A 22,652-nucleotide genomic window follows, 5' to 3' on the forward strand; every position below is an offset into this window, starting at 1 on the left:
GACGACCACACCGGTCACCTGCCGGTCAGTGGAGCACCGCCGCCCGTACGCACAGGACGTCGGGCAGATGCGAGGCGAGCTGCTGCCAGCTGTCGCCGTCGTCCGCACTCGCGTACACCTCGCCGTTGCGATTGCCGAAGTAGACGCCGGCCGGGTCCGCGTCGTCCGTGCAGAGCGCGTCGCGGAGCACCGTGCCGTAGTGGTCGCCGTCCGGAAGGCCGCGCGTGAGCGGCTCCCAGGTCCCACCCGCGTCCTGGGTACGGAACACCCGGCAGCGGCGGTCGGCGGGGACCCTGTCCGCGTCGGCGTTGATCGGGAAGACGTAGAAGGTGTCCGCGCGGTGCGGATGGGCGGCGGCGGCGAAGCCGAAGTCCGAGGGCAGGCCGGCGCCGATGCCGGTCCAGTTGTCCCCGGCGTCGTCGCTGCGGAAGACGCCCCAGTGGTTCTGCAGATACAGCCGGTCGGGATCGGCGGCGTCCCGGGTGACCTTGTGCACGCACTGGCCGAACTCGGGGTCCGGATCGGGCAGGAAGACCGCGGAGACCCCCTTGTTGGCCGGTGCCCACCGCTCGCCGCCGTCCGCGGTGCGGAACACTCCCGCCGTGGAGACCGCGACGGTCACCGCGTTCGCGTCCCTGGGGTCGGTCAGGACCGTGTGCAGGCCCTCACCGCCCCCACCGGGCACCCACTGGGATCTCGTCGGGTGCTCCCACAGCGATCGGACCAATTCGAAGGACTCACCGCCGTCCTCGGAGCGGAAGAGCGCGGCGGGTTCGGTGCCCGCGTAGACGACGCCCGGGGCCTCGGGACCGGCCGGGTGCAGCTGCCACACCCGCTCCAGCGATGCCTCGGTGAACTGCGGGAACTTCACGGCCGGCTGCTTCGGTTCGACCCACGTCGCGCCCAGGTCGTCGGAGTGGAACACCGACGGTCCCCAGTGCGCGCTGTCCCCGCCGACCAGCAACCGGGGCGCCTTTCCGCGGGTGTCGATCGCGATCGAGTAGATGGCCTGGGCGTTGAAATGCGGCTCACCGAACTCCCACGCGGTGCCGCGCCTGCGGCCGATGAAGAGACCCTTGCGGGTGCCTACGGTGAGCAGTACGTCGGTCATGACAGAGACCTCCCGAGACGCCGTTGTGCCGGATACGGGTCAGTCTGCACCCGGCCACTGACAGTGGCCCGCACATACGGCATCCGACCAGGTCGCAGCGGCGACGGCCGGGTGTCCCACCGTCACCCGGGCACGCTCGGGCATGCTCGGGAACGCAGTTCCGCGGCGCGGCGGGGCCTGTCCCCGCGGGTCGCCGCGGGCCGCCCGCACCGCGAGGCGACGGGACCCCCGCACCGCGGGCCGACGGGCCCCCGCCGCCCCGGCCGGACAGCCTGCCTCCGCGCACGCCGGAACAGTCAGCGTGCCGGCGGCGCCGTGCTGCTGCGGATCACCAGGCTCGTCGCCAGGTCGACCCGGGTCGTGGCGGGCTGCCGCCCCCGGCCGAGGTCCAGGACCAGGCGCGCGGCCGTCTCCGCCATCTCGATGAGAGGCTGGCGCACGGTGGTGAGCGGCGGGCCGATCCAGCGGGTGAGCGGCAGGTCGTCGAACCCGACCACGCTGAGGTCCTCCGGGATCCGCAGCCCCAGTTCGCGGGCGGCCTCGTAGACGCCCAGTGCCTGCAGGTCGTTCCCGGCGAAGATGGCGGTGGGCGGTTCCGGCAGGCGCAGCAGCTGCAGAGCCGCCGTGTAGCCGTCCTCGTGGTTGAACTCGCCCTCACGGACGAGCCCGGGGTCCATCGGCACGCCCGAGGTCTCCAGGGCGGCGCGGTAACCGTCGAGACGGGCGCGGCTGCACATCATCCGGGCCGGTCCGCCGATGATGCCGATCCGCCGGTGGCCCAGACCCGTCAGATGGCGTGTGGCGGCCAGGCCGCCCTGCCAGTTGGCCGCTCCGACCGACGGGATGTCGTCCCCCGGGTCACCTGCCGGGTCGACCACGACGAACGGGATCGAGCGGCTGTTCAACTGGGCGCGCTGGCCCGCGTCGAGGTCCGAGAGCACCAGGATGACTCCGGCGGGCCGACGCGCCAGGACGCCGTCCACCCAGGTCTGGCCCGGAGTGAGCCTGCCGGCGCTCTCCGAGAGCACCAGGCTGAGACCCTCCTCCCGGGCGACGTTCTCGACGCCCCGGACGACCTCCATCGCCCAGGCGCTGTCCAGCTCGTGGAAGACGAGATCGATGAGCTGGGACTGCTGGGAGGCGCCGCGCCTGCGGCGGTAGCCGTGCAGCAGCAGCAGTTCCTCGACCTTCGCGCGCGTGCCAGGGGCGACGTCGGCGCGCCCGTTCAGCACTTTCGAAACTGTCGGAGCCGAAACTCCGGCCGCTCGGGCGATTTCTGCCAGCGTGGCGGTGCTCTCCGACGACTCGTCGACGGACACCTTCTCCTGTTGGGGCTGGACCTTTGCAGGGCTCATGTGCGAATCGTAGCCTCCCGCCGCCTCGACCGGCGCGTGGGCAGGGATCGTAAATGCTTGCTCCTACCCTCTTGACGGGCCCGAAACACGACCGTACGGTTCCGGCAACATTCGAAAGGCACGCCGAAACATTCGATAGAGGTGCGGTCATGCGGTCGGGTATTTTCAGTCAGGGCACACGTACGACGAGATGGGCCGCAGCGGGCGCGGCGATGGCGATGGCCGGTCTCCTGGCCGGCTGTGGTTCAGGGGCCGGCGGATCGGACAACGGCACCCTCACTGCATACGTCTACGGTGACGACGCGGTCAAGGTGCAGCAGGCCGCGGTCGACACGTTCAACAAGACGTCCGACGTCAAGGTGAAGCTGGTGTCGGTCCCCGGTACCGACTACGTGAACAAGCTGCGCAGCGCCATGGGATCGCCCAGCGCCCCGGACATCTTCTTCAACTGGGGCGGCGGATCGATCAAGCCGTACGTCGACTCCGACGACCTCGTCGACCTCACCTCGACGGTCAAGGACGACCCGACCCTCAAGGACGGCTTCCTGCCGTCCATCATGACCGCCGGCGGCCTCGACGGAAAGGTCTACGGGGTGCCGATGCGCGGCATGCAGCCCGTGATGCTCTTCTACAACAAGGCCCTCTTCGCCGAGCACAAGCTCGAGGCCCCCAAGACCTGGCAGGACCTGCAGAAGGCCATCGCCACCTTCAAGGCCGCGGGCATCACCCCCTTCGCCCTCGGCGGCTCCGACAAGTGGCCCGAACTGATGTGGATGGAGTACCTCCTGGACCGCATCGGCGGCCCCGAGGTCTTCCAGAAGATCCAGAACGGCGACACAGAGGGCTGGGGCGACCCCGCGGTGCTCAAGACGGCCCAGACCGTCAAGGAGCTGATCGACGACGGTGCCTTCGGCAAGAACTTCAACTCGGTCGACTACGGCAACGGCGGAGCTCCGACCCTGCTGAACAAGGGCAAGGCCGCGATGCACCTCATGGGCTCGTGGGAGTACTCCACGCAGCTGGGCAAGGCCCCCGAGTTCGCCAAGAAGGACCTCGGCTGGACCGCGTTCCCGACGGTGGCCGGCGGCGTGGGCGACCCGGCGAACGTGGTGGGCAACCCCACCAACTACTGGTCCGTCAACGCGCGGACCAAGCACAAGGACGCCGCGATCGCGTTCCTGAAGACGATGGCGTCCAAGAGCTACTCCAAGGCCCTCGTCGACAACGGTGACATCCCCACCACCTCCAACGCCGCCTCGATGCTGAGCACGTCGCCCAACCCCGAGTTCGCGAACGACCAGTACGAGATGGTGCAGAAGGCCCCGAGCTTCACCCTCTCGTGGGACCAGGCGCTGGAGGCCCAGTACGCCACCCCCCTGCTCACCGAAATAAGCAAGCTGTTCGCGGGCAAGACCACGCCCGAGCAGTTCGTCGAAGCGATGAAGGCCGCCAAGTAACGATGTCAGTCCACACTCCGCATGCGAAGCGCCGCGGAGACAGGAAGGCGGCCGTCGGCAACGTCGGCCGCCCCCCGGTCGGCTGGGCCGTGCCCGGCATCCTGTTCTTCGCCCTCTTCGCGATCGTCCCTCTGGCGATCGCCGTCTATCTCTCCTTCACCACCTGGGACGGGCTCGACTCCCCGACCCTGACGGGTTTCGACAACTGGACCCGGTTGTTCAAGGACTCCGAATTCGGCCAGGCAGCCTGGCTGACCCTCCTGCTCACGACGATCAGCTGGGCCTTCCAGACGCCGGTGGCACTGCTGCTGGGTGTCTGGGCGGCGGGCCGCCAGCGCACCCGGGCCGTGCTGTCCGCGATCTTCTTCATCCCGCTGCTGCTGTCCACCACCGCGATCGCCATGCTCTTCCACGCCCTGCTGGACCCGAACTTCGGCGTGATCAAGGAGATCGGCCCCTGGCTCGGCATCGACCCGAACGTCATGGGATCGTCCACCGGCGCGCTGCTGGTGGTGGCGTTCGTCGGCGGCTGGCAGTTCATGCCCTTCCACACGCTGATCTACCAGGGCGGAGCCCGGCAGATCCCCGAGGTCCTCTACCAGGCGGCGTCCATCGACGGCGCGGGCATGGTCCGGCAGTTCTTCCACATCACGCTGCCCCAGCTCCGCCACACCATGACGACCTCGTCGGTGCTGATGATCGTCGGCTCGCTGACCTACTTCGACACCGTGCTCATCATGACCAAGGGCGGCCCCGGCACGGACACCACGATTCTGCCCTACCTGATGTACCGGACCGGCTTCCAGACCTACGACCTGGGCTACGCGGCGGCCATCGCCACCGCGCTCGTCATCGTGGCCACCGGTCTGTCGCTGCTCCTGGTCCGCTTTAGCGGCTTCGGATCCATGCGGTCCACCCGGGAAGGTATGTGACGAGATGTCTATCGACACCCGCCCCGCTGCACCGCAGCGCACCGCGTCCGCCCCGCGGCGGCTGAGGAGCGTGTCCCGCCCCCGCCGCAGGACGGGCAACCCCGTGGCCGGCATCGGTTCGCTGATCTGGCTCGTCATCGTCCTCGTACCGCTCTACACGCTGGTCTCCTCCTCGCTGATGCACCAGGACGAGGCGCTGAACGGCGATCCGCTGGCCTTCCCGACGGACCCGACGTTCGACAACTACACCACCGTGCTGGACAGCGGGTTCCTCACGCTGCTCGGCAACACCGCCGTCGTCGCGGTGGCCACCGTCGCCATCGTCCTGGTCCTCTCCGTGCCGGTGGCGTACGTGGCGGTGCGCACCCGCAGCCGTCTCTCCTCGCTCGCCTTCCGGACCTTCCTGCTCGGCGTCGCGATCCCGGCGCAGGCGGTGATCGTGCCCCTGTACCTGCTGATCGGCAAGATGGGGCTCTACGACAGCCTGTGGGCGATCATCCTGCCCACCGCCGCCTTCGCGATGCCCGTCGCCGTCCTGGTGCTCAGCGGCACGATGCGGGACGTCTCCGAGGAGATGTACGAGGCGATGTCGCTCGACGGCGCCTCGCCCGTGCGGATGCTCTGGCAACTGGCGGTCCCGCTCTCCAAGGGCGGGATCAGCACCGTGGCGATCTTCTCCGCCCTCCAGGCGTGGAACGGCTTCCTGTTCCCCCTGATCCTCACGCAGTCGGAGGAGAACCGCGTCCTGACGCTGGGGCTGTTCAACTTCATGACCCAGTTCGGAGTGAACATCCCCGCGGTACTGGCAGCGATCGTCCTCTCCGTCGTACCCATCTTCGCCGTGTACCTCGTGGCCCGGCGGGCGCTCGTCAACGGACTGATGGGGGTGGGCGGCAAATAGGACACCCCTGCCGCTCCGGACCACCGTACTCATGAGAGGAACCCCTGCCGCCATGGCAATCCACCCTGTCCCGCACGCCCGTCAGGCCGAGCCGGCGCCCGCCGTCGACGGCCCGTGGCGCGACCCTTCACTCAGCCCTGAGGCGCGCGTGGCCGACCTGGCCGCCCGGATGACCCTCGAGGAGAAGGCCGCCCAGCTGTACGGCGTCTGGGTGGGCGCCGACGCCGATGGTGACGGAGTCGCACCGCACCAGAACGACATGGTCGACCCGGTCGACTTCGAGGAGCTCACCACCCGCGGACTCGGCCAGCTCACCCGGCCGTTCGGCACCGCCCCGGTGGACCCGGGCGTCGGCGCCGTCGCGCTGGCCAGGGCCCAGGCCGACATCGTCGAGGCGGGAAGGTTCGGCATCCCGGCGGTCGCCCACGAGGAGTGCCTGGCCGGATTCACGGCCTGGGGGGCCACCGCCTATCCGGTGCCGCTCGCCTGGGGCGCGGCCTGGGACCCGGAACTGGTGGCCGAGATGGCGCGGCGGATCGGCGCCGACATGCGGTCCGTGGGTGTCCACCAAGGGCTCGCTCCCGTCCTCGACGTCGTACGGGACCTGCGCTGGGGCCGTGTCGAGGAGACCATCGGCGAGGATCCCTACCTGGTCGCGACCATCGCCACGGCCTATGTCCGGGGCCTGGAGTCCTCCGGGATCGTCGCCACGCTCAAGCACTTCGCCGGATACTCCGCGTCGGCCGGAGCCCGCAACCTCGCGCCGGTCAGGGCGGGCGGCCGGGAGATGGCCGATGTGATCCTGCCGCCGTTCGAGATGGCGGTCCGCGAGGGCGGCGCCCGTTCGGTGATGCACTCGTACGCCGAGATCGACGGGGTTCCGGCAGCGGCCGACCCGGCCCTGCTCACCGGCCTCCTCAGGGACACCTGGGGTTTCACCGGGACGGTGGTGGCCGACTACTTCGGCATCGGTTTCCTCGAGACCCTGCACAAGGTCGCCGCCGACCGCCCGGACGCCGCCCGGCTCGCCCTCACGGCCGGTGTCGACGTGGAACTGCCCACCGTGCGCAGTTACGGTGACGCGCTCGTCGCCGCCGTACGCGAGGGTGCCGTGTCCGAGGAACTGGTGGACCGCGCCCTGTACCGCGTCCTGCTCCAGAAGTGCGAACTCGGCCTGCTCGACCCGGACCGCACGGTCCTGCCGGCCGTCCTCGAAGGCGTGGACCCGGACCGGGCGCGCGGAACCGTGGACCTCGACCCGCCGCAGAACCGGGCCCTGGCCCGGCTGCTCGCCGAGCGGTCCTGTGTCCTGCTGGCCAATCCCGAAGGTGCCCTGCCGCTGAGCGGCGCCGGACGGATCGCGGTCGTCGGACCGCGCGCCGACGACCCGCTGGCCATGCTCGGCTGCTATTCCTTCCCGAGTCACGTGGGGGTCCAGCACCCCGAGGCGCCCATGGGTATCGCCGTACCGACCCTGCTGGAGGCGCTCCGCGAGGAGTTCCCCGGCGCCGGCGTCGACTACGCGCAGGGCTGTGACGTGGACGGCACGGACGCCTCCGGGATCGGGGCCGCCACCGCACTGGCGGCCGGTGCCGATGTCTGTGTCGCCGTGCTCGGCGACCGGGCCGGGCTGTTCGGCCGCGGTACCTCCGGGGAGGGCTGCGACGCGGCGGACCTGACGCTGCCCGGTCTCCAGGCCGAGCTGCTCGACGCGCTGCTCGCGACGGGCACCCCCGTCGTCCTGGTGCTGCTGACGGGACGTACGTACGCACTCGGCGGCCGGGCGGACCGGCTGGCCGGCTGCGTCCAGGCCTTCTTCCCCGGCGAGGAGGGCGGCTCCGCCCTGGCGGGAGTCCTCTCGGGGCGGGTCAACCCCTCCGGGCGGCTGCCCATCGGCGTCCCCGTCGGCTCCGGCGGGCAGCCCTGGACCTACCTGCAGCCGCCGCTGGGCCGGGTCAACGGGGTCAGCAACCTCGACCCGACGCCGCTCTACCCCTTCGGCCACGGGCTCTCCTACACCTCGTTCGCCTGGGAGCCCGGCCCGGATGTCCCCGCCGAGCTGCCCACCGACGGCTCCACCGACCTCGAGCTGACGGTCCGCAACACCGGCGACCGCGAGGGCGCCGAGGTGGTCCAGCTCTACGTCCACGACCCCGTCGCCCAGACCACCCGTCCCGAGTCACGGCTCATCGGGTACGCCCGCGTGCCGCTCGCCGCGGGGGAGTCCCGCCGGGTGCGCTTCCGCTTCCACGCGGACCTGGCGTCGTTCACCGGGATCGGCGGGCACCGGATCGTCGAACCGGGTGAGCTGGAACTGCGCTTCGCCGCCTCCAGCGACCACTCCGACGTCCGGCACACGGTGCGGCTGCGGCTCACCGGGCCCGAGCGCACCGTCGACCACCGGCGGCACATGGTCTGCGCGACCTCCGTCGAGCCGGTGCCCGCCGAGGCGGTCCGGTCCGCGTAGCGAACCGGCGGGCAGGGGGCGCCCCGTCCCCTGCCCGCCGCTCCGCACACCGTCCTGGAGTGCGGAGCCGATGTCGAAACTTTCGAAGGCCGTCAGGTCGCCACCCGTGCCGTACCCCGGCGGGCTCCGCGCCGACGCGCCACTATGGAAAGGTATTTGTCATGATCAAGGCAACTCGCTCGGTCGCGGTCGGTTCCGCCGCCGCCGCGCTTCTGGTCTCCGCCCTCTCGCTGACCAGCGCGTCCGCCGCCACGGAGGGCGCCGAAAAGCACAGCAGGCCCTCCCACCACACCGCGCCGCAGACGCTCGGCAGCCTCGGCCTGAAGGCCGGGTTGCGGATCGGTACGGCGGTCGACACCTCCGCCCTGGCCGAGGACGCCCCCTACAGGGCCGAGGTCGCCCGTGAATTCTCCTCGGTCACCCCCGAGAACGTCATGAAGTGGGAAGTGGTCGAACCGCAGCGAGGCACGTACGACTGGGCCGCCGCCGACGAACTCGTCGACTTCGCGAAGAAGAACGGCCAGCTAGTCCGCGGCCACACCCTGGTCTGGCACAGCCAGCTGCCGGCCTGGCTGAACAACGGCGACTTCACCACCGAGGAACTGCGGGAGATCCTCCACCAGCACATCACCGACCAGGTCACGCATTTCAAGGGCAAGATCTGGCAGTGGGACGTCGTCAACGAGGCCTTCAACGACGACGGCACGATGCGGGACAGCATCTGGCTGCGGAAGCTCGGCCCCGGCTACATCGCCGACGCCTTCCGATGGGCCCACGAGGCCGATCCCAAGGCACGGCTGTTCATCAACGACTACAACATCGAGGGCGTCAACGCGAAGAGCACCGCCCTCCACAAGCTGGTGACCGACCTGCGCAAGCAGCGCGTACCGATCCACGGTGTAGGCATCCAGGGCCACTTGGGCGTCCAGTACAGCGCGCCGCACGACATCGCCGACAACATGCTGCGCTTCGACCGTCTCGGCCTGGAGACCGCCGTCACCGAGGCCGACGTCCGCATCCCCATGCCGGCCGACAGCACGAAGCTCGAGGCACAGGCCGAGGGCTACGGCGTACTGCTGCGCGGCTGCCTCCTCACCCCGGGCTGCAACGACTTCACCGTGTGGGGCTTCACCGACACCTACTCCTGGGTCCCGGACACCTTCCCCGGCCAGGGCGCGGCCAACATCCTCGACGAGAACTACGTCCCCAAGCCCGCCTACGGCACCCTGCGCCAGACCCTGACGCTCGCCGCCGGCCGGCACTGAACACGCACCACACCCAGGGAACGGAAGGCGACGGAATGACGACGGACCTCCGGATCACAGGAGTGAGGATCACTCCCGTTGCCTTCCGGGACCCGGCACTGCTGAACGCGGTCGGTGTGCACGAACCCTTCGCGCTGCGCGCGATCGTCGAGGTCGACACGGGCGAGGGCCTGGTCGGTCTCGGCGAGACGTACGCGGACGACGGGCATCTGAGCCGGCTGCGGGCAGCCGCGGCGGCGGTCACCGGTATGGACGTGTACGCGCTCGGCGCGATGCACCGCGCGGTGGCCGCGGCCCTGGCCGGCGACGACGGAACCGGTGGATCCGGGCTCACCGGGATGATCACCAGCAGCAGCGCGGTCGACCGGGTCTTCTCCCCGTTCGAGGTCGCCTGCCTGGACATCCAGGGGAAGGCGGCCGGCCGGCCCGTCAGTGACCTGCTCGGCGGCGCCGTACGCGACAGCGTCCCCTTCAGCGCCTACCTCTTCTACAAGTGGGCCGGGCACCCGGGAGCCGAGCCCGACGACTGGGGCCCGGCATTGGACCCCGAGGCCGTCGTCGCCCAGGCCCGGCGCATGACCGACGGCTACGGCTTCTCGGCGATCAAACTGAAGGGTGGGGTCCGGCCGCCCGAGGAGGAGATCGAGGCGATCCTGGCCCTGCGTGAGGCCTTCCCCACGACACCGCTGCGCCTCGATCCCAACGCCGCGTGGACGGTGTCCACCTCGATCGAGGTGGCCCACCGTCTGGAGGGGGTTCTCGAGTACCTGGAGGACCCGACCCCCGGCCTCGGCGGCATGGCACGGGTGGCACGGGAGACACCGATACCGCTCGCCACCAACATGTGCGTGGTCGCCTTCGAGCATCTCGCACCCGCCGTGGAGCAGGGATCGGTCCAGGTGGTGCTCTCGGACCACCACTTCTGGGGCGGACTGCACCGGTCCCGGCTCCTCTCCGGGATTTGCGACACCTTCGCGCTGGGCCTGTCGATGCACTCCAACTCGCATCTGGGCATCAGCCTCGCCGCGATGACCCACCTGGCCGCGGCCACACCGAACCTCACCTACGCCTGTGACACCCACTGGCCGTGGAAGACCGAGGAGGTCGTGGTCCCCGGCGCGCTCACCTTCGCCGACGGGGCGGTACGCGTCCCCCGGGGGCCGGGACTGGGCGTCGAACTCGACCGCGACGCCCTGGCCCGGCTGCACGAGCAGTACATCGCCTGCGGGCTGCGCAACCGGGACGACACCGGCTACATGCGGCGGATCGACCCGTCCTACGAAAAGAAGTCGCCTCGTTGGTGATCCGGTGCGGCCGTGCGGCTCCCCCGGCCGGCCGCACCGGAGCACGGACGCACATCAAGGAGTTCGCATGGCCCCGCTCGACTGGGCCGCCCTGGGCGGCTATTTCCTGGTGATGCTCCTCATCGGCCTCTGGTCGCACCGCCGCGTCGGCGACGTGAGCGACTACTTCACCGGCGGCGGCCGGATGCCCTGGTGGCTCTCCGGCATCTCCCACCACATGTCCGGCTACAGCGCCGCCGTGTTCGTCGCGTACGCGGCCATCGCCTACAGCTACGGCATCACCGTCTACGTATGGGCCTTCCTGCCGCTCGCCCTCGGAACCGCCGTGGGCGCCTGGCTGTTCGCCCCGCGCTGGCAACGGCTCAGGCAGCGGTACGCCGTCGCCTCCCCGCTGGAGTACCTGGCCAAGCGCTACAACGTCCCCACGCAGCAGGCACTCGCCTGGAGCGGAGCCCTGCTCAAGGTCTTCGACGTGGCCGCCAAATGGGCGTCCGTGGCCGTGCTGCTCAACGTGTTCACCGGCATGTCGATGACCGTGGGCATCCTGATCACCGGCATCGTCACCCTGCTCTACTGCACCGTGGGCGGCCTGTGGGCCGACGCGCTCACCGACTTCGGGCAGTTCGTGATCCAGGGCGCCGCCGCCCTCGCCATGGTCTGGGTCGTCCTGGACCGCCTCGGTGACGGCATATCGGGCCTCGCGACCATCTGGGACAAGCTGCCGGACGGTCACGGCCGGCCGCTCGTCGGCCCGTACACCGCGACCTTTCTCGGCGCGTACGTCGTGGTGAAGCTCTTCGAGTACAACGGGGGCATGTGGAACCTGGCCCAGCGGTACATGGCCACGGACTCCCCGAAGGCCGCCCGCCGTTCGGCCGGGCTCTCCGCGCTGCTGTACGTCGTGTGGCCGGCCGTGCTGCTCTTCCCGCCCGTCGCCGCGGCCGTACTGCTGCCGGACATCGCCGACCCGCAGAAGGTCTACGCGCTGATGGCGCAGTCGTACCTGCCCGCGGGGCTGGTGGGCCTGACGCTGGCCGGTATGTTCTCGCACACCATGGCGATGGCCTCCTCGGACGCCAACGCGGTGTCCGCCGTGGTGACCCGCGACATCATCCCCGCCGTGGTGCGCCGCGCCCGCGACCTGTCCCCGGCCACCGGGCTGCTCATCGCCCGGGTGTGCACCGTCGTCTTCATCACCATCAGCATGGTCGTCGCCATCGAGGCGGATCACTTCGGAGGCGTGCTGGGCATCATCGTGGGACTGGTCGCGGCGGTGATGGGCCCCATCTCCATCCCGATGCTGCTGGGACTGCTGCCCGCCTTCCGCCGGTTCGGACCGCGAGCGGCCCTGTCCTCCTGGACGCTGGGACTCCTCGGGTACGTCCTGGTGAAGTTCGTCCTGGACAGCACGGACCAGACGCTCGTGATCGTGACTCCACTGGTCACCTCGCTCGTCGTGTACGTGGTCGTCGGCCTGATCACCCCGGAACCCGACGACACCGCCGACGCGATCGTGGCCGCCCTGTCACCCGGACCCGGCGGTGACGACGAGCAGGTCGCCGCCGTCGCCCCGCAGCCCGCTGCCGCGACCGGCACCGCCGACTGACGCGAGCCCCACCCCCCGCACGCACCACCACGGGCTCACGCCCATCCAATTTGTCATCAGTGTGAACAAAATGGGGAGAGCAGTATGGACAAGCACGACCCGCACACCACCGGCCGCAGGGCCGTCCTCGGGGCCGGCCTCGGATTCACGGCACTGGCCGCGACGCCGCTCGGGTCGCTGATGGGCCTCGCCGGTGAGGCGGCCGCCGCTCCGGGTGGCACCGGTCCTGCCGGCCGGCCCACCGACCCGGGCGCGTACATCTCCTTCACGCCCCGCTCGGGAGCCTTTCCGCTCGTCAGGGCGGGCAAGGCGGCCCCGATCGTGGTCAGCGACGACGACCACGCGGGCGTCGTCCGGGTGGCAGGCGACCTCCAGGCCGACATCGAGCGTGTCAGCGGCGTCCGCCCCTCGCTCTCCCGGGCCGCGAAACCCCGGGGCAGGGAGATCGTCCTCGTGGGCACCATCGGACGCAGTCCGCTCATCGACGGGCTGGTCGCGGCAGGAAAGCTGGACGTCTCCGCCGTGGCCGGCAGGTGGGAGACGAGCCTGCAGACCGTGGTGGAGAAGCCGATGCCCGGCGTCGACCGCGCCTTCGTCATCGCGGGCAGCGACCAGCGTGGCACGATCTTCGGCGCCTACGACGTGTCCCGGGGCATCGGTGTCTCCCCCTGGTACTGGTGGGACGACGTCCTTCCCGTGCACCGCGACGCGCTGTACGTCCTGCCCGGCAGGCACACCCAGGGCACCCCCGCGGTGAAGTACCGCGGGTTCTTCGTCAACGACGAGAACCCGGCGCTCGGGACCTGGGCCCCCGCCTTCTTCGGCCCCGGCAAGGCCCCCGGCCACGAGGGCGGCTTCAACGCCGGCTTCTACGCCAAGATCTTCGAGGTGATGCTGCGGCTGAAGGCCAACTACCTGTGGCCGGCGGTCTGGGGCCGTGCCTTCGCCGAGGACGACCCGCAGAACCACGCCACCGCGAAGGCGTACGGCGTCGTCATGGGCACCTCGCACGAGGCGCCCATGATGCGGGGCATCGAGGAGTGGAACAGGCACGCCGTCGCGGCGGTCCGCGACAGCGCGGGAAACATCACCACCCCCGGCCACGACCCCTACGGCGGCACCGGCGAATGGTCCTTCCGCCGCAACGCCGAAGCCGTCACGGCGTACTGGAGGGAGGGTGTCCGCCGCATGGCGGACGAGGACTTCGAGGGCGTGGTCACCCTCGGCATGCGCGGCAACGGCGACGTCAGTCTGCCGGACGGCGACGGGATCGAGCTGATGAGCGAGATCATCGCCACCCAGCGCGCGATCCTCGCGGACGAGCTCGGCAGCGACACGGCGGTCCCGCAGGTGTGGACCCTCTACAAGGAGGTCCAGCGCTACTGGGACCGCGGACTGCGCGTCCCCGACGACGTCACGGTGGTCCTCACGGACGACAACTGGGCCAACATCCGCAAGTTGCCGGACCTGGAGAACGACGACCGCAGCGGTGGGTACGGCCTGTACTACCACTTCGACTACGTCGGTGTGGGACGCAACTACAAGTGGGTCGACACCACCTCGCTCCCCAACATGTGGGACCAGCTCCACCAGAGCGCGGCGTACGGCAACCACGGACTCTGGGTCACCAACGTCGGCGACCTCAAGGGCAACGAACTGCCCACCCAGTTCTTCCTGGAGTACGCCTGGAACCCCGACCGCTGGCCCCTGGAGAGCCTGCCGGAATGGGAGGAGCGGTACGCCGCGCAGAACTTCGGCGAGAAGCAGGCCGAGGACATCGCCGGGATCCTGCGCGCCTACGCCGCCCTGCAGTCCCGCCGCAAGCCCGAACTGCTCAACCGGAAGATCACCGTCGACCCGTCGAAGGACCCCGCGAAGGACTCCTCGGCCATCGTCTACGACGACCGGGCCACGCCGTTCAGCCTCGTCGACTACCGCGAACTGGAACGGGTCACCGAGGACTGGCAGCGGCTGGACGCCGCTGCCGAACAGGTCCGCCGCAGGCTTCCGGCCTCCGCCCAGGACGCCTGGTACGAACTGGTCGGCTACGCCGTCCGGGCGACCGCCAACCTGTACGTCCTGCGGGAGGCGGAGTTCACCAACCTGCACTACGCGCCGCAGGGCCGCGCCCTGACCAACCGGCTGGCGGCCGCCGCGGAGGCGGGGCTGGCCGAGGACTTCGCCCTGGCGCGGCGCTTCGACACCGAGGTGGCGGACGGGAAGTGGAAGGGTTTCCAGAGCCAGCCCCACATCGGGTACGGCGATGTGGACCGCTACGGCCCGAACGCGCCGTGGCAGCAGCCCGAGCTGAACAACGTGGCGATCGCCGACGAGATCTTCCCGGCGGTCCGGCGCATCGAGCTCCCGGCGAAGGCGGAGATGGGTGTGGCCGTCGACGGTTCACCGGCGTGGTGGCCCGCCGCCGGACAGGACGGGGCCGAGCCCGTACTGCCCGTCTTCAGCCCTTACCAGAGCCAGCCCGCGCAGTACATCGACGTCTTCAACCGCGGCAGCGAGCCCTTCGGCTACCGCATCCGCACCGGTGCCCCCTGGCTGATCGCGGACCGCACCCGGGGCCGGGTGGACGCCCAGACCCGGGTCACCTTCCGGGTGGACTGGACGCGGGCCCCGAAAGGCGTCTCGCGGGTACCGGTCACCGTCTCGGGTCCCGGAGGGAGCGAGGTCGTCGTCCAGGCGGTGATCGACCGCCCGCGGGTGGAGCGCGGGCAGCTCACCGGATTCGTGGAGGCCAACGGCTACGTCTCCGTCGAAGCCGATCATTTCCACCGGGCGGTCGGCCGCGACGGGATCTCCTGGCGGCGCATCCCCGGTATCGGACGCACCGGCTCGGGCATGGAGCCCTTCCCGGTCACCGCCGCGCGCCGGACCCCCGGGGGCGAGGGGCCCCGGCTCGAGTACCGGGTCAGCCTCTTCACCACCGGACCGGTCACCGTCTGGGCCTACCTGTCACCGCGCAACAACGCCCTGGCGGCCGACGGGCTCAGGTACGCCGTCTCCTTCGACGACGACGCGCCGCAGTCCGTCGACGTGACGACGGTCACCGGGTCCGACGACGGCACCATGAATCCGCAGTGGGCCCGCAACACCTCTGACAACGTCAACCGCACCGCCACCGTGCACCACATCGGCCGTGCGGGCGCGCATGTGCTGAAATTCTGGATGGTCGATCCGACGGTGGTGCTCCAGAACCTCGTGGTGGACACCGGCGGCCTCAAGCCCAGCTACCTGGGCCCGCCGGAGAGCCTCCGGCTCGGCTGACCGGAACAGGACGAGGAGGCGCGGGATGAACATCGAGATCCAGGACACCGAGGGACGGGGTGGGACGCTGGAGGTGGTCCCCGCCACGGCCGGGGGAGCGCCCGGGGTCGGCATCCTGGCCCGGGGACCGTCGGTCCGCGCCTCCTGGTCCTGTTCCCCGGCGGCGGCCAGGGAGCTGGCCGCCGCACTCGTGCGGGCCGCCGCGGAAGCGGAGAGCTCCCTGACGGAGGAGCCCGTCACCGTCAAGGCGCGTGACCTGCAGCGCGGCGACGTGCGGGACGGGAACCGGTTCATGACGGTGGAGGCCGTCAGGACGGACGGGGCGAACGTCCAGGTGACCTGGAGCTCCGGCGGCGGGCGCAGCTGGAGCCAGATGTACGCGGCCGAGGCCGACATCACGCTGCGGCGCCGGCTGCGTCCGGGCAACTGAGGCCGCGCGGGCGTGGGAGCGGTCGGGCGGCCCGGGCCGTGGGCGGGGCAGGCCGTGGGCGGGGCAGGCCGGGTACGGGAGACTTCGTAATTCGATGAGTGCCGTAGTACGGTGTTCATCGTAGTACGGTGAATCTCGTACGAAGTGCGGTCCGGCGCGCCCGGGCCGGACGCCCTGCCTGCCGTCGCGTCCCGAGGAAGCGGAGACCCCCGTGAGTTCACTCTTCGAGCCCTGCACCCTGCGCTCGCTGTCCGTTCCCAACCGCATCTGGATGGCACCGATGTGCCAGTACAGTGCGGAGGCGTCCGGGCCCGAGACAGGCGTGGCGAACGACTGGCACTTCACCCACTACGCCGCCCGCGCGGCCGGGGGCACCGGCCTCGTCCTCGTGGAGGCGACGGCCGTCAGTCCCGAGGGCAGGATCAGCCCCGCCGACCTGGGGATCTGGAACGACCGCCAGATGGAGGCGTTCCGCCGTGTCACCGGCTTCCTCACCCGGCAGGGCACCGTCCCAGGCATCCAGCTCGCCCACGCCGGGCGCAAGGCCTCGACCGACCGCCCCTGGCTCGGCGGCGGCCCCATCGAGGCCGGGTCCCCGGGTGGCGAGGGCTGGCAGCCGGTCGCCCCGAGCCCCCTCCCGTACGACGAGGGCCACCCGGTGCCCACCGAGCTCACCGTCGACGGCATCCAGGAGATCGTCGGCCAGTTCGCGGACGCCGCCCGCCGGGCGCTCGCGGCCGGGTTCCGCGTCGCCGAGATACACGGCGCGCACGGCTATCTGATCGGCCAGTTCCTCTCCCCGCACAGCAACCGCCGCACCGATGCCTACGGCGGCTCGTTCGAGAACCGCACCCGCTTCGCCCTCGAGGTCGTGGACGCGGTGCGGGCCGTGTGGCCCGACGAACTCCCGCTGTTCTTCCGCGTCTCCGCCACCGACTGGCTGACCGAGAACGCGGAGGACGCGCGCGAGGGATGGACCGCCGACGACACCGTCCGCCTCGCACGCGAACTGCGCGCACACGGCGTCGACCTGCTGGACGTCTCGACCGGAGGGCTCGCGCCCAAGGCGCGGATCCCCGTGGGCCCGGGATACCAGGTGCCGTTCGCCGAGCGTGTGCGTACCGAGGCGGGCCTCCCCGTGGCCGCCGTGGGACTGATCACCGACCCCGTGCAGGCCGAGAAGATTCTGGCGGACGGCAGCGCGGACGCCGTCCTGCTCGGCCGGGAGCTGCTGCGCGACCCCTACTTCGCCCGTAGCGCGGCTCGTGCGCTCGGCGGCGACGTGCGGGCGCCCGAACCGTACGGCTACGCCGTCTGACGCGCTGTCAGACGGTAGGCTGGGGGCCGATGTCCACTGCACACGGCCCCACCTTCCGAGAACTGGCCGAACAGGCGCTCTCCTCGACGATGCGCGGGTACGACCTGCTCGCCCCGAAGTTCGACCGGTCGCCCTACCGGACCCCGGACAGGGTGCTCGAAGCTGTCGGCCGCGCGGTGCGGCCGCTCGGGCCATTCGACCGGGGCCTGGACGTGTGCTGCGGCACCGGAGCGGGTGTGGGGGTGCTGCGGGGGCTGTGCCGGGAGCGTGTCACCGGCGTCGACTTCAGCGCAGGCATGCTCGCCGTCGCACGGTCGGCGCACACCCCGGCGGCCGGCGGACCGGCGGTCGACTGGGTGCGGGCCGACGCACGGGCGCTGCCCTTCGCGCCCGTCTTCGATCTGGCCCTGAGCTTCGGGGCGTTCGGGCACTTCCTGCCGGCGGAGCGCCCCGACCTCTTCGCCCAGGTGCGTGCGGCCCTGCGACCGGGCGGCCGCTTCGCCTTCCCGGTCGGTGCGCCACCCGCGGTGGGCTCGCTCGCCTACTGGTCGCTGTTCGGCTTCGATGCGGCCATGCGGGTACGCAACGCGCTGTGGCGTCCACGGTTCATCATGTACTACCGCACCTTCCCGCTCGCCGGCGTGACGGATGATCTCGAACGGACCGGCTTCGCGGTACGGCTGCTTCCGCTGGAGGAACTGGGCCGCAGGCCGGACGGCAGCCCCCGGGCCCGCCTCGTGGTGGCCACCCGGCAGTAGAACGGCGACGGCTCTCGTACGAAAACTACGACGACTCTCGTACAATGGGTGTTCCTGGACGAAGTGGAGCCGCCGTGACGAACGCCGCCCGTGTGCTCGCCCATCCCTCGCGCGAGGAGATCCGTGTCGAGGGCGTGCTGCACGCGCTCTCCGACCCGATACGGCTGCGCATCGTGCGTCAACTGGCCCGTGACGCCGACGAGCTGGCCTGCTCCCGCTTCGACCTCCCGGTCTCCAAGTCGACCAGCACGCACCACTTCCGCGTGCTGCGTGAGAGCGGCGTCATCCAGCAGTTCTACCGCGGCACCGCCAAGCTGAGCGGCCTGCGGACGGGCGACCTGGACGCCCTCTTCCCCGGCCTCCTGGACAGCGTCCTCGCCGCGGCCGACCGGCAGGCGGAACGCCTCGGCGAGGCAGCTCCGCAGGTCTGACGGGGCGACCGACCGATGGGACGAGACGCCCGGGCGGGTCCCGGCGCCTCCGGCAGCTCCCGTCACCGGCTCCCGCCCCCGGCCGCATCGAGCAGCCCGGACCAGTCGGCGATCTTCACCCGGCCACGGCCGAGCGAGTGCCCCAGCGCGGCCTCGGCCCGTTCGATCGACAGCCAGCCGTCCCATTCCACCGGCCGCAGCCCCGCCGCCCGCAGGGCGCCCAGCGGGTCGGCCGACACGTCCCTGGCGGTGAGCAGCGGCGCGTCCTCGACAAGCGAGGCGACCGTCTCCTTGGCGCACGACCTGTTCGACCCGATGACGCCGGTCGGGCCCCGCTTGATCCACCCCGCGACGTACTCGCCGGGCGAGGACACCCCGTTGCGGAGAACCCGGCCGCCGAGGTGCGGCACGGTGCCGCGGACCGCGTCGAAGGGCAGCCCCGGCAGCGGCGTCCCCCGGTATCCCACGGCCCGCAGGACCAGCCCCGCCTCGATGTCCTCGTAGACGCCGGTGTCCCGAACGCCCCCTGTGCCGTCGGGTGCCGTCCGCGCGAACCGTACGCCGGCGACCCGCCCAGCCCTCTCCAGCAGTTCCACCGGCCGCAGGAAGAAGCGCAGCCGGACGGAGCGCTCCCGGTCCGGAACCCCTGGCGGCGAGGCCGCCCATCCGCGGAGCACCTCCAGGTTGCGCCGTACGACAGCGGGCAGGGGCGGCGCCCCGGCCCCGCCCGCAGGCGCCGCCCAGGCAGGGTCCAGAGCCAGTTCGGCGCCGTCCACGAACGTCCGCGCCCCCGGCAGTGCGCCGAGTTCGCGCAGTTCCTTGGTGGTGAACCTGGCCTGCGAGGGGCCGCGCCTGCCCACGATGTGCACATCGCGCACCAGGCTGGCCCCGAGCGCGTCGAGCACGGCACGCGGTACGTCGGTGGAACGCAGCTCGGCCGCGCCCCGGGCGAGGATTCGGGCCACGTCGACCGCGACGTTCCCGACCCCGAGCACCACGGCCGCACGCGCCCGGAGCGTGAAGGCGTCCACGGCCGCGTCCGGATGGGCGCTGTACCAGGAGACGAAGTCGGTGGCCGAGAGACTGCCGGGCAGACTCTCGCCCGGAACGCCGAGCGGCCGGTCGGCCGAGGCGCCGACGCAGTAGACCACGGCGTGGTACAGCTCCTTCAGCCGGTCGGGTGACGGACCGCGCTCGCCGCCCACCTCGACATGACCGACGAAGGTGATCCGCTCGTCCTCCAGGACGGCCCGAAGACTGCTCTGCAGCGACTTGATCTTCTCGTGGTCGGGCGCCACTCCGTAGCGGACCAGCCCGTACGGTGCGGGCAGCCGGTCCAGCACGTGCACCCGCACGTCCGGCACCAGCGACTGCTGCACAAGGGCCTGGGCCGTATAGATCCCACTGGGGCCCGAACCGACGACGGCGACACGGAGCACGGCGCACCTCTTCCCGCGGATGCCTCCAGCATGGCACCGCGCGGCGGAACGGGGGAGGGGCGCGCGGGCCGTCAGGTCATCAGTCCGCGCATCCGGTCGATCTCCACGCTCTGCTGGGCGACCACGTCGTTGGCCATCTCCTCGACCAGGACGTCGTTGCCGTCCGCCAGCGCCTCGGTCGCCATGGTCACCGCCCCCTGATGATGGGTGATCATCAGCTCCAGGAACAGCTTGTCGAAGGCCTTGCCCCGCGCCGCGCGCAACCGCTCCAGCTGCGCCTCGGTCACCATGCCGGGCATCGCGGAGTGCTCGTGGGCCTCCTCATGCCCGTGACCACCGTTGTTTTTCAGCCATCCCTCCATGGCGCCGATCTCCGGCTTCTGGCCTGCCGAGATGCGCTCCGCGAGCCGTTCGACAGATGCGGACGCCGCTCGGCCGGGGACGAGAGCGGTGAGCACGAGCGCCTGCTCGTGATGGTCGATCATCATCCGGGCGTAGCGGAAATCGGCGGAGTTGGGGGTGTCGTCCCCGGCGGCCTTCTTCGCCTCCTCGGCCGAGAGCGTCCTGGCAGGCTCGCCCGGTTTCCCCGGGGCCACCACCGTGAGGCCCTTGTCCGGCCCGGCTTCCGTCCCCGCGTCGGAGCCGCCCGCGTCGCAGGCGCCCAGGGCCAGCACGGCGGCGGCGAGCGTCGTCGCCAGAGCGGTTGTGCGCACGCGCGTATTCCGACGGTGGATCAACACGGCGGCCTCCAGTGCCACATGGGTGTGTAGGGAACCGTCCTAACATCTTCCACCAGCCATTGATCAAAAACTTTCATTACGTCTCTGTTGCCATCTGTTGGTGTGTACACGAGAGGGACGATACTGCCGGGGTCCAGGAACCGTTCGCCTACGAACGGATACAAGGGAGGACGCAGTGACCTCGTTGCACACCACCAGCGTGCGGCGCAGACGTCTGGGTGTGGCGGCAGCCGCGGCCGGGCTCATCGCCACTCTGCTCACGGCCGGACCCGCGGCCGCGACGCCCGATCCCGGTGACACCGCCGCCACCCGCAGCGGTGTTTCCGTGAGCCAGCAGGCCGAAGCACGGGCCGCCATCGAGAGCGGCGACATACCCGGCGTGGACGAGATCGTCCACAGCGACAACATCGAGCACCTCACCAACGTCCCCAAGGACGCGCTGCAGGGACTCAACACGGACCTGGCCTTCCAGGGGAAGTACGCCTACGCAGGCAACTACGACGGCTTCCGCATCTTCGACATCAGCAACCCGAAGAAGCCGAGGACCGTCGCGCAGGTCCTGTGCCCCGGATCGCAGAACGACATCTCGGTCTCCGGCAACCTGCTCTTCCTGTCGACCGACTCCTCACGCAGCGACAACTCGTGTGCGAGCACGACGCAGCCCGCCACGGAGAAGTCCTCCTGGGAGGGCATGAAGGTCTTCGACATCAGCGACAAGCGTCACCCGGAGTACGTCGCCGCCGTCGAGACCGCGTGCGGGTCGCACACCCACACGATCGTTCCCGAGCGCAAGAACGTGTACGTGTACGTCTCCTCGTACTCGCCGAACGTGACGTTCCCTGACTGCCAGCCGCCGCACGACGGAATCTCCGTCATCAAGGTGCCGCGCAGCGCACCCGAGGACGCCCGGATCGTGAACTTCCCGGTGCTCTTCCCGGACGGCGGCAACCCGGGTGCGCCGACGAACCCCGGCGTCTCCAAGACCACCGGGTGCCACGACATCACCGTGCTGCCGTCGAAGGACCTGGCGGCCGGGGCGTGCATGGGCGACGGCCTGCTGTTCTCCATCGAGGACCCGGAGAACCCGAAGATCATCGACCGGGTGCAGGACAACGTCAACTTCGCCTTCTGGCACTCCGCGACCTTCAACCAGAAGGCCGACAAGGTCGTCTTCACCGATGAGCTCGGCGGCGGCGGCGCGGCCACCTGCAACGACGAGATCGGCCCCCACCGGGGTGCCGACGGCATCTACGACATCACCGGCCGGGGCGACCACCGCAAGCTGGTCTTCCGCAGCTACTTCAAGATCGACCGCCCGCAGGCCGACACCGAGGTGTGTGTCGCGCACAACGGCTCGATCATCCCGGTGAAGGGCAAGGACCTGATGGTCCAGGCCTGGTACCAGGGCGGTGTCTCGGTGTGGGACTTCACCAACTCCTCGAAGCCCGTGGAGATCGCGTACTTCGAGCGCGGTCCGGTCTCGACGGACGCGGTCACCACCGCCGGCCCGTGGTCGGCGTACTACTACAACGGCTACATCTACTCCAACGACATCGCCAAGGGCTTCGACGTCCTGAAGCTCGACGACCGGCGGACGGACCCGGCGAAGAAGGTACGGCTTCCGGAGCTCAACGTGCAGACGCAGCCGGACTACTTCGGCCGCTGACCCGTCCGCACCACCCGCTCAGGAGAACGCATGGTCCCGCCGGGCGGCTTCCGCCCGGCGGGACACGGCCCCCACCGCCGCCACGGTGGAGAGGGAGGTCATTAATTCATTGACCGACGAGCCGCGCGGGGACATGCTGTACCCCTGATTCCGGCGACGCGGGGGATCGCCGGAATCAGCGCAGCGTGACAGG

Annotated in this window: 17 protein-coding genes; 13 read left to right on the plus strand and 4 right to left on the minus strand. The window is 70.6% G+C overall.

Annotated features, from left to right (window positions below):
* Positions 1 to 25: 25 nt before the first annotated feature.
* Together QFZ58_RS31945 and QFZ58_RS31950 are read right to left on the minus strand one after the other, a co-directional pair.
* Positions 26 to 1,111, minus strand: coding sequence for an exo-alpha-sialidase (locus tag QFZ58_RS31945; protein WP_307128343.1), 1,086 nt, complete (start codon positions 1,109 to 1,111; stop codon positions 26 to 28).
* 296 nt (positions 1,112 to 1,407) lie between these two features.
* Positions 1,408 to 2,466: a LacI family DNA-binding transcriptional regulator gene (locus QFZ58_RS31950; protein ID WP_307128344.1), complete on the minus strand. Its 1,059-nt coding sequence runs from the start codon at positions 2,464 to 2,466 to the stop codon at positions 1,408 to 1,410.
* Between the two features lie 212 nt (positions 2,467 to 2,678).
* Here QFZ58_RS31950 and QFZ58_RS31955 point away from each other — a divergent pair, with 212 nt between their 5' ends.
* The 12 genes from QFZ58_RS31955 to QFZ58_RS32010 all read left to right on the plus strand — a co-directional run bounded on the left by QFZ58_RS31955 (position 2,679) and on the right by QFZ58_RS32010 (position 18,614).
* The gene (locus QFZ58_RS31955) at positions 2,679 to 3,923 is read left to right on the plus strand and encodes an ABC transporter substrate-binding protein (protein ID WP_307129064.1); all 1,245 of its coding nucleotides are present in this window, start codon (positions 2,679 to 2,681) and stop codon (positions 3,921 to 3,923) included.
* Between the two features lie 2 nt (positions 3,924 to 3,925).
* Positions 3,926 to 4,855 carry a carbohydrate ABC transporter permease gene (locus QFZ58_RS31960; protein WP_307128345.1) on the plus strand — a complete coding sequence of 310 codons (930 nt, stop codon included), beginning with the start codon at positions 3,926 to 3,928 and terminating at the stop codon, positions 4,853 to 4,855.
* A 4-nt stretch (positions 4,856 to 4,859) separates the two neighbouring features.
* Positions 4,860 to 5,756, plus strand: coding sequence for a carbohydrate ABC transporter permease (locus QFZ58_RS31965; protein WP_307128346.1), 897 nt, complete (start codon positions 4,860 to 4,862; stop codon positions 5,754 to 5,756).
* Between the two features lie 52 nt (positions 5,757 to 5,808).
* Positions 5,809 to 8,223, plus strand: coding sequence for a glycoside hydrolase family 3 N-terminal domain-containing protein (locus tag QFZ58_RS31970; RefSeq protein ID WP_307128347.1), 2,415 nt, complete (start codon positions 5,809 to 5,811; stop codon positions 8,221 to 8,223).
* Between the two features lie 161 nt (positions 8,224 to 8,384).
* On the plus strand, positions 8,385 to 9,488 hold the full coding sequence (locus tag QFZ58_RS31975; RefSeq protein ID WP_307128348.1) for an endo-1,4-beta-xylanase: 1,104 nt from the start codon (positions 8,385 to 8,387) through the stop codon (positions 9,486 to 9,488).
* 35 nt (positions 9,489 to 9,523) lie between these two features.
* Positions 9,524 to 10,792, plus strand: coding sequence for a glucarate dehydratase family protein (locus QFZ58_RS31980; RefSeq protein ID WP_307128349.1), 1,269 nt, complete (start codon positions 9,524 to 9,526; stop codon positions 10,790 to 10,792).
* Positions 10,793 to 10,859: 67 nt separating this feature from the next.
* Complete coding sequence (locus QFZ58_RS31985) at positions 10,860 to 12,398, plus strand: sodium:solute symporter family protein (protein ID WP_307128350.1); 1,539 nt, start codon at positions 10,860 to 10,862, stop codon at positions 12,396 to 12,398.
* A gap of 84 nt (positions 12,399 to 12,482) precedes the next feature.
* Positions 12,483 to 15,677 (plus strand): glycosyl hydrolase 115 family protein, encoded by a 3,195-nt coding sequence (locus QFZ58_RS31990; RefSeq protein ID WP_307128351.1) that lies wholly within the window; start codon positions 12,483 to 12,485, stop codon positions 15,675 to 15,677.
* 25 nt (positions 15,678 to 15,702) lie between these two features.
* On the plus strand, positions 15,703 to 16,107 hold the full coding sequence (locus QFZ58_RS31995; RefSeq protein ID WP_307128352.1) for a hypothetical protein: 405 nt from the start codon (positions 15,703 to 15,705) through the stop codon (positions 16,105 to 16,107).
* 211 nt (positions 16,108 to 16,318) lie between these two features.
* Positions 16,319 to 17,425, plus strand: a complete 1,107-nt coding sequence (locus QFZ58_RS32000) for an NADH:flavin oxidoreductase/NADH oxidase (protein ID WP_307128353.1) — start codon at positions 16,319 to 16,321, stop codon at positions 17,423 to 17,425.
* Positions 17,426 to 17,454: 29 nt separating this feature from the next.
* Positions 17,455 to 18,183, plus strand: a complete 729-nt coding sequence (locus QFZ58_RS32005) for a class I SAM-dependent methyltransferase (RefSeq protein ID WP_307128354.1) — start codon at positions 17,455 to 17,457, stop codon at positions 18,181 to 18,183.
* 44 nt (positions 18,184 to 18,227) lie between these two features.
* The gene (locus tag QFZ58_RS32010; RefSeq protein WP_307128355.1) at positions 18,228 to 18,614 is read left to right on the plus strand and encodes a helix-turn-helix transcriptional regulator; all 387 of its coding nucleotides are present in this window, start codon (positions 18,228 to 18,230) and stop codon (positions 18,612 to 18,614) included.
* Positions 18,615 to 18,676: 62 nt separating this feature from the next.
* On the opposite strand, the gene QFZ58_RS32015 is transcribed toward QFZ58_RS32010, so the two are convergent.
* Together QFZ58_RS32015 and QFZ58_RS32020 are read right to left on the minus strand one after the other, a co-directional pair.
* Positions 18,677 to 20,053 carry an FAD-dependent oxidoreductase gene (locus QFZ58_RS32015; protein WP_307128356.1) on the minus strand — a complete coding sequence of 459 codons (1,377 nt, stop codon included), beginning with the start codon at positions 20,051 to 20,053 and terminating at the stop codon, positions 18,677 to 18,679.
* Between the two features lie 71 nt (positions 20,054 to 20,124).
* Positions 20,125 to 20,811: a DUF305 domain-containing protein gene (locus tag QFZ58_RS32020; RefSeq protein WP_373428621.1), complete on the minus strand. Its 687-nt coding sequence runs from the start codon at positions 20,809 to 20,811 to the stop codon at positions 20,125 to 20,127.
* Between the two features lie 157 nt (positions 20,812 to 20,968).
* Between QFZ58_RS32020 and QFZ58_RS32025 the strand changes: the two genes are divergently transcribed.
* A complete protein-coding gene (locus QFZ58_RS32025) occupies positions 20,969 to 22,459 on the plus strand; it encodes an LVIVD repeat-containing protein (protein ID WP_307128358.1) in 1,491 nt (496 codons plus the stop codon).
* The last annotated feature ends 193 nt before the right edge of the window (positions 22,460 to 22,652 follow it).

It is taken from the genome of Streptomyces sp. B1I3, from assembly GCF_030816615.1.
Lineage (GTDB): Bacteria > Actinomycetota > Actinomycetes > Streptomycetales > Streptomycetaceae > Streptomyces.

What these genes read in the sequence shown, in the direction of transcription:
- QFZ58_RS31945 (WP_307128343.1), bottom strand. Translation starts at nt 1,111, where the DNA reads ATGACCGACGTACTGCTCACCGTAGGCACCCGCAAGGGTCTCTTCATC.
- QFZ58_RS31950 (WP_307128344.1), bottom strand. Translation starts at nt 2,466, where the DNA reads ATGAGCCCTGCAAAGGTCCAGCCCCAACAGGAGAAGGTGTCCGTCGAC.
- QFZ58_RS31955 (WP_307129064.1), top strand. Translation starts at nt 2,679, where the DNA reads ATGGCGATGGCCGGTCTCCTGGCCGGCTGTGGTTCAGGGGCCGGCGGA.
- QFZ58_RS31960 (WP_307128345.1), top strand. Translation starts at nt 3,926, where the DNA reads ATGTCAGTCCACACTCCGCATGCGAAGCGCCGCGGAGACAGGAAGGCG.
- QFZ58_RS31965 (WP_307128346.1), top strand. Translation starts at nt 4,860, where the DNA reads ATGTCTATCGACACCCGCCCCGCTGCACCGCAGCGCACCGCGTCCGCC.
- QFZ58_RS31970 (WP_307128347.1), top strand. Translation starts at nt 5,809, where the DNA reads ATGGCAATCCACCCTGTCCCGCACGCCCGTCAGGCCGAGCCGGCGCCC.
- QFZ58_RS31975 (WP_307128348.1), top strand. Translation starts at nt 8,385, where the DNA reads ATGATCAAGGCAACTCGCTCGGTCGCGGTCGGTTCCGCCGCCGCCGCG.
- QFZ58_RS31980 (WP_307128349.1), top strand. Translation starts at nt 9,524, where the DNA reads ATGACGACGGACCTCCGGATCACAGGAGTGAGGATCACTCCCGTTGCC.
- QFZ58_RS31985 (WP_307128350.1), top strand. Translation starts at nt 10,860, where the DNA reads ATGGCCCCGCTCGACTGGGCCGCCCTGGGCGGCTATTTCCTGGTGATG.
- QFZ58_RS31990 (WP_307128351.1), top strand. Translation starts at nt 12,483, where the DNA reads ATGGACAAGCACGACCCGCACACCACCGGCCGCAGGGCCGTCCTCGGG.
- QFZ58_RS31995 (WP_307128352.1), top strand. Translation starts at nt 15,703, where the DNA reads ATGAACATCGAGATCCAGGACACCGAGGGACGGGGTGGGACGCTGGAG.
- QFZ58_RS32005 (WP_307128354.1), top strand. Translation starts at nt 17,455, where the DNA reads ATGTCCACTGCACACGGCCCCACCTTCCGAGAACTGGCCGAACAGGCG.
- QFZ58_RS32010 (WP_307128355.1), top strand. Translation starts at nt 18,228, where the DNA reads ATGGGTGTTCCTGGACGAAGTGGAGCCGCCGTGACGAACGCCGCCCGT.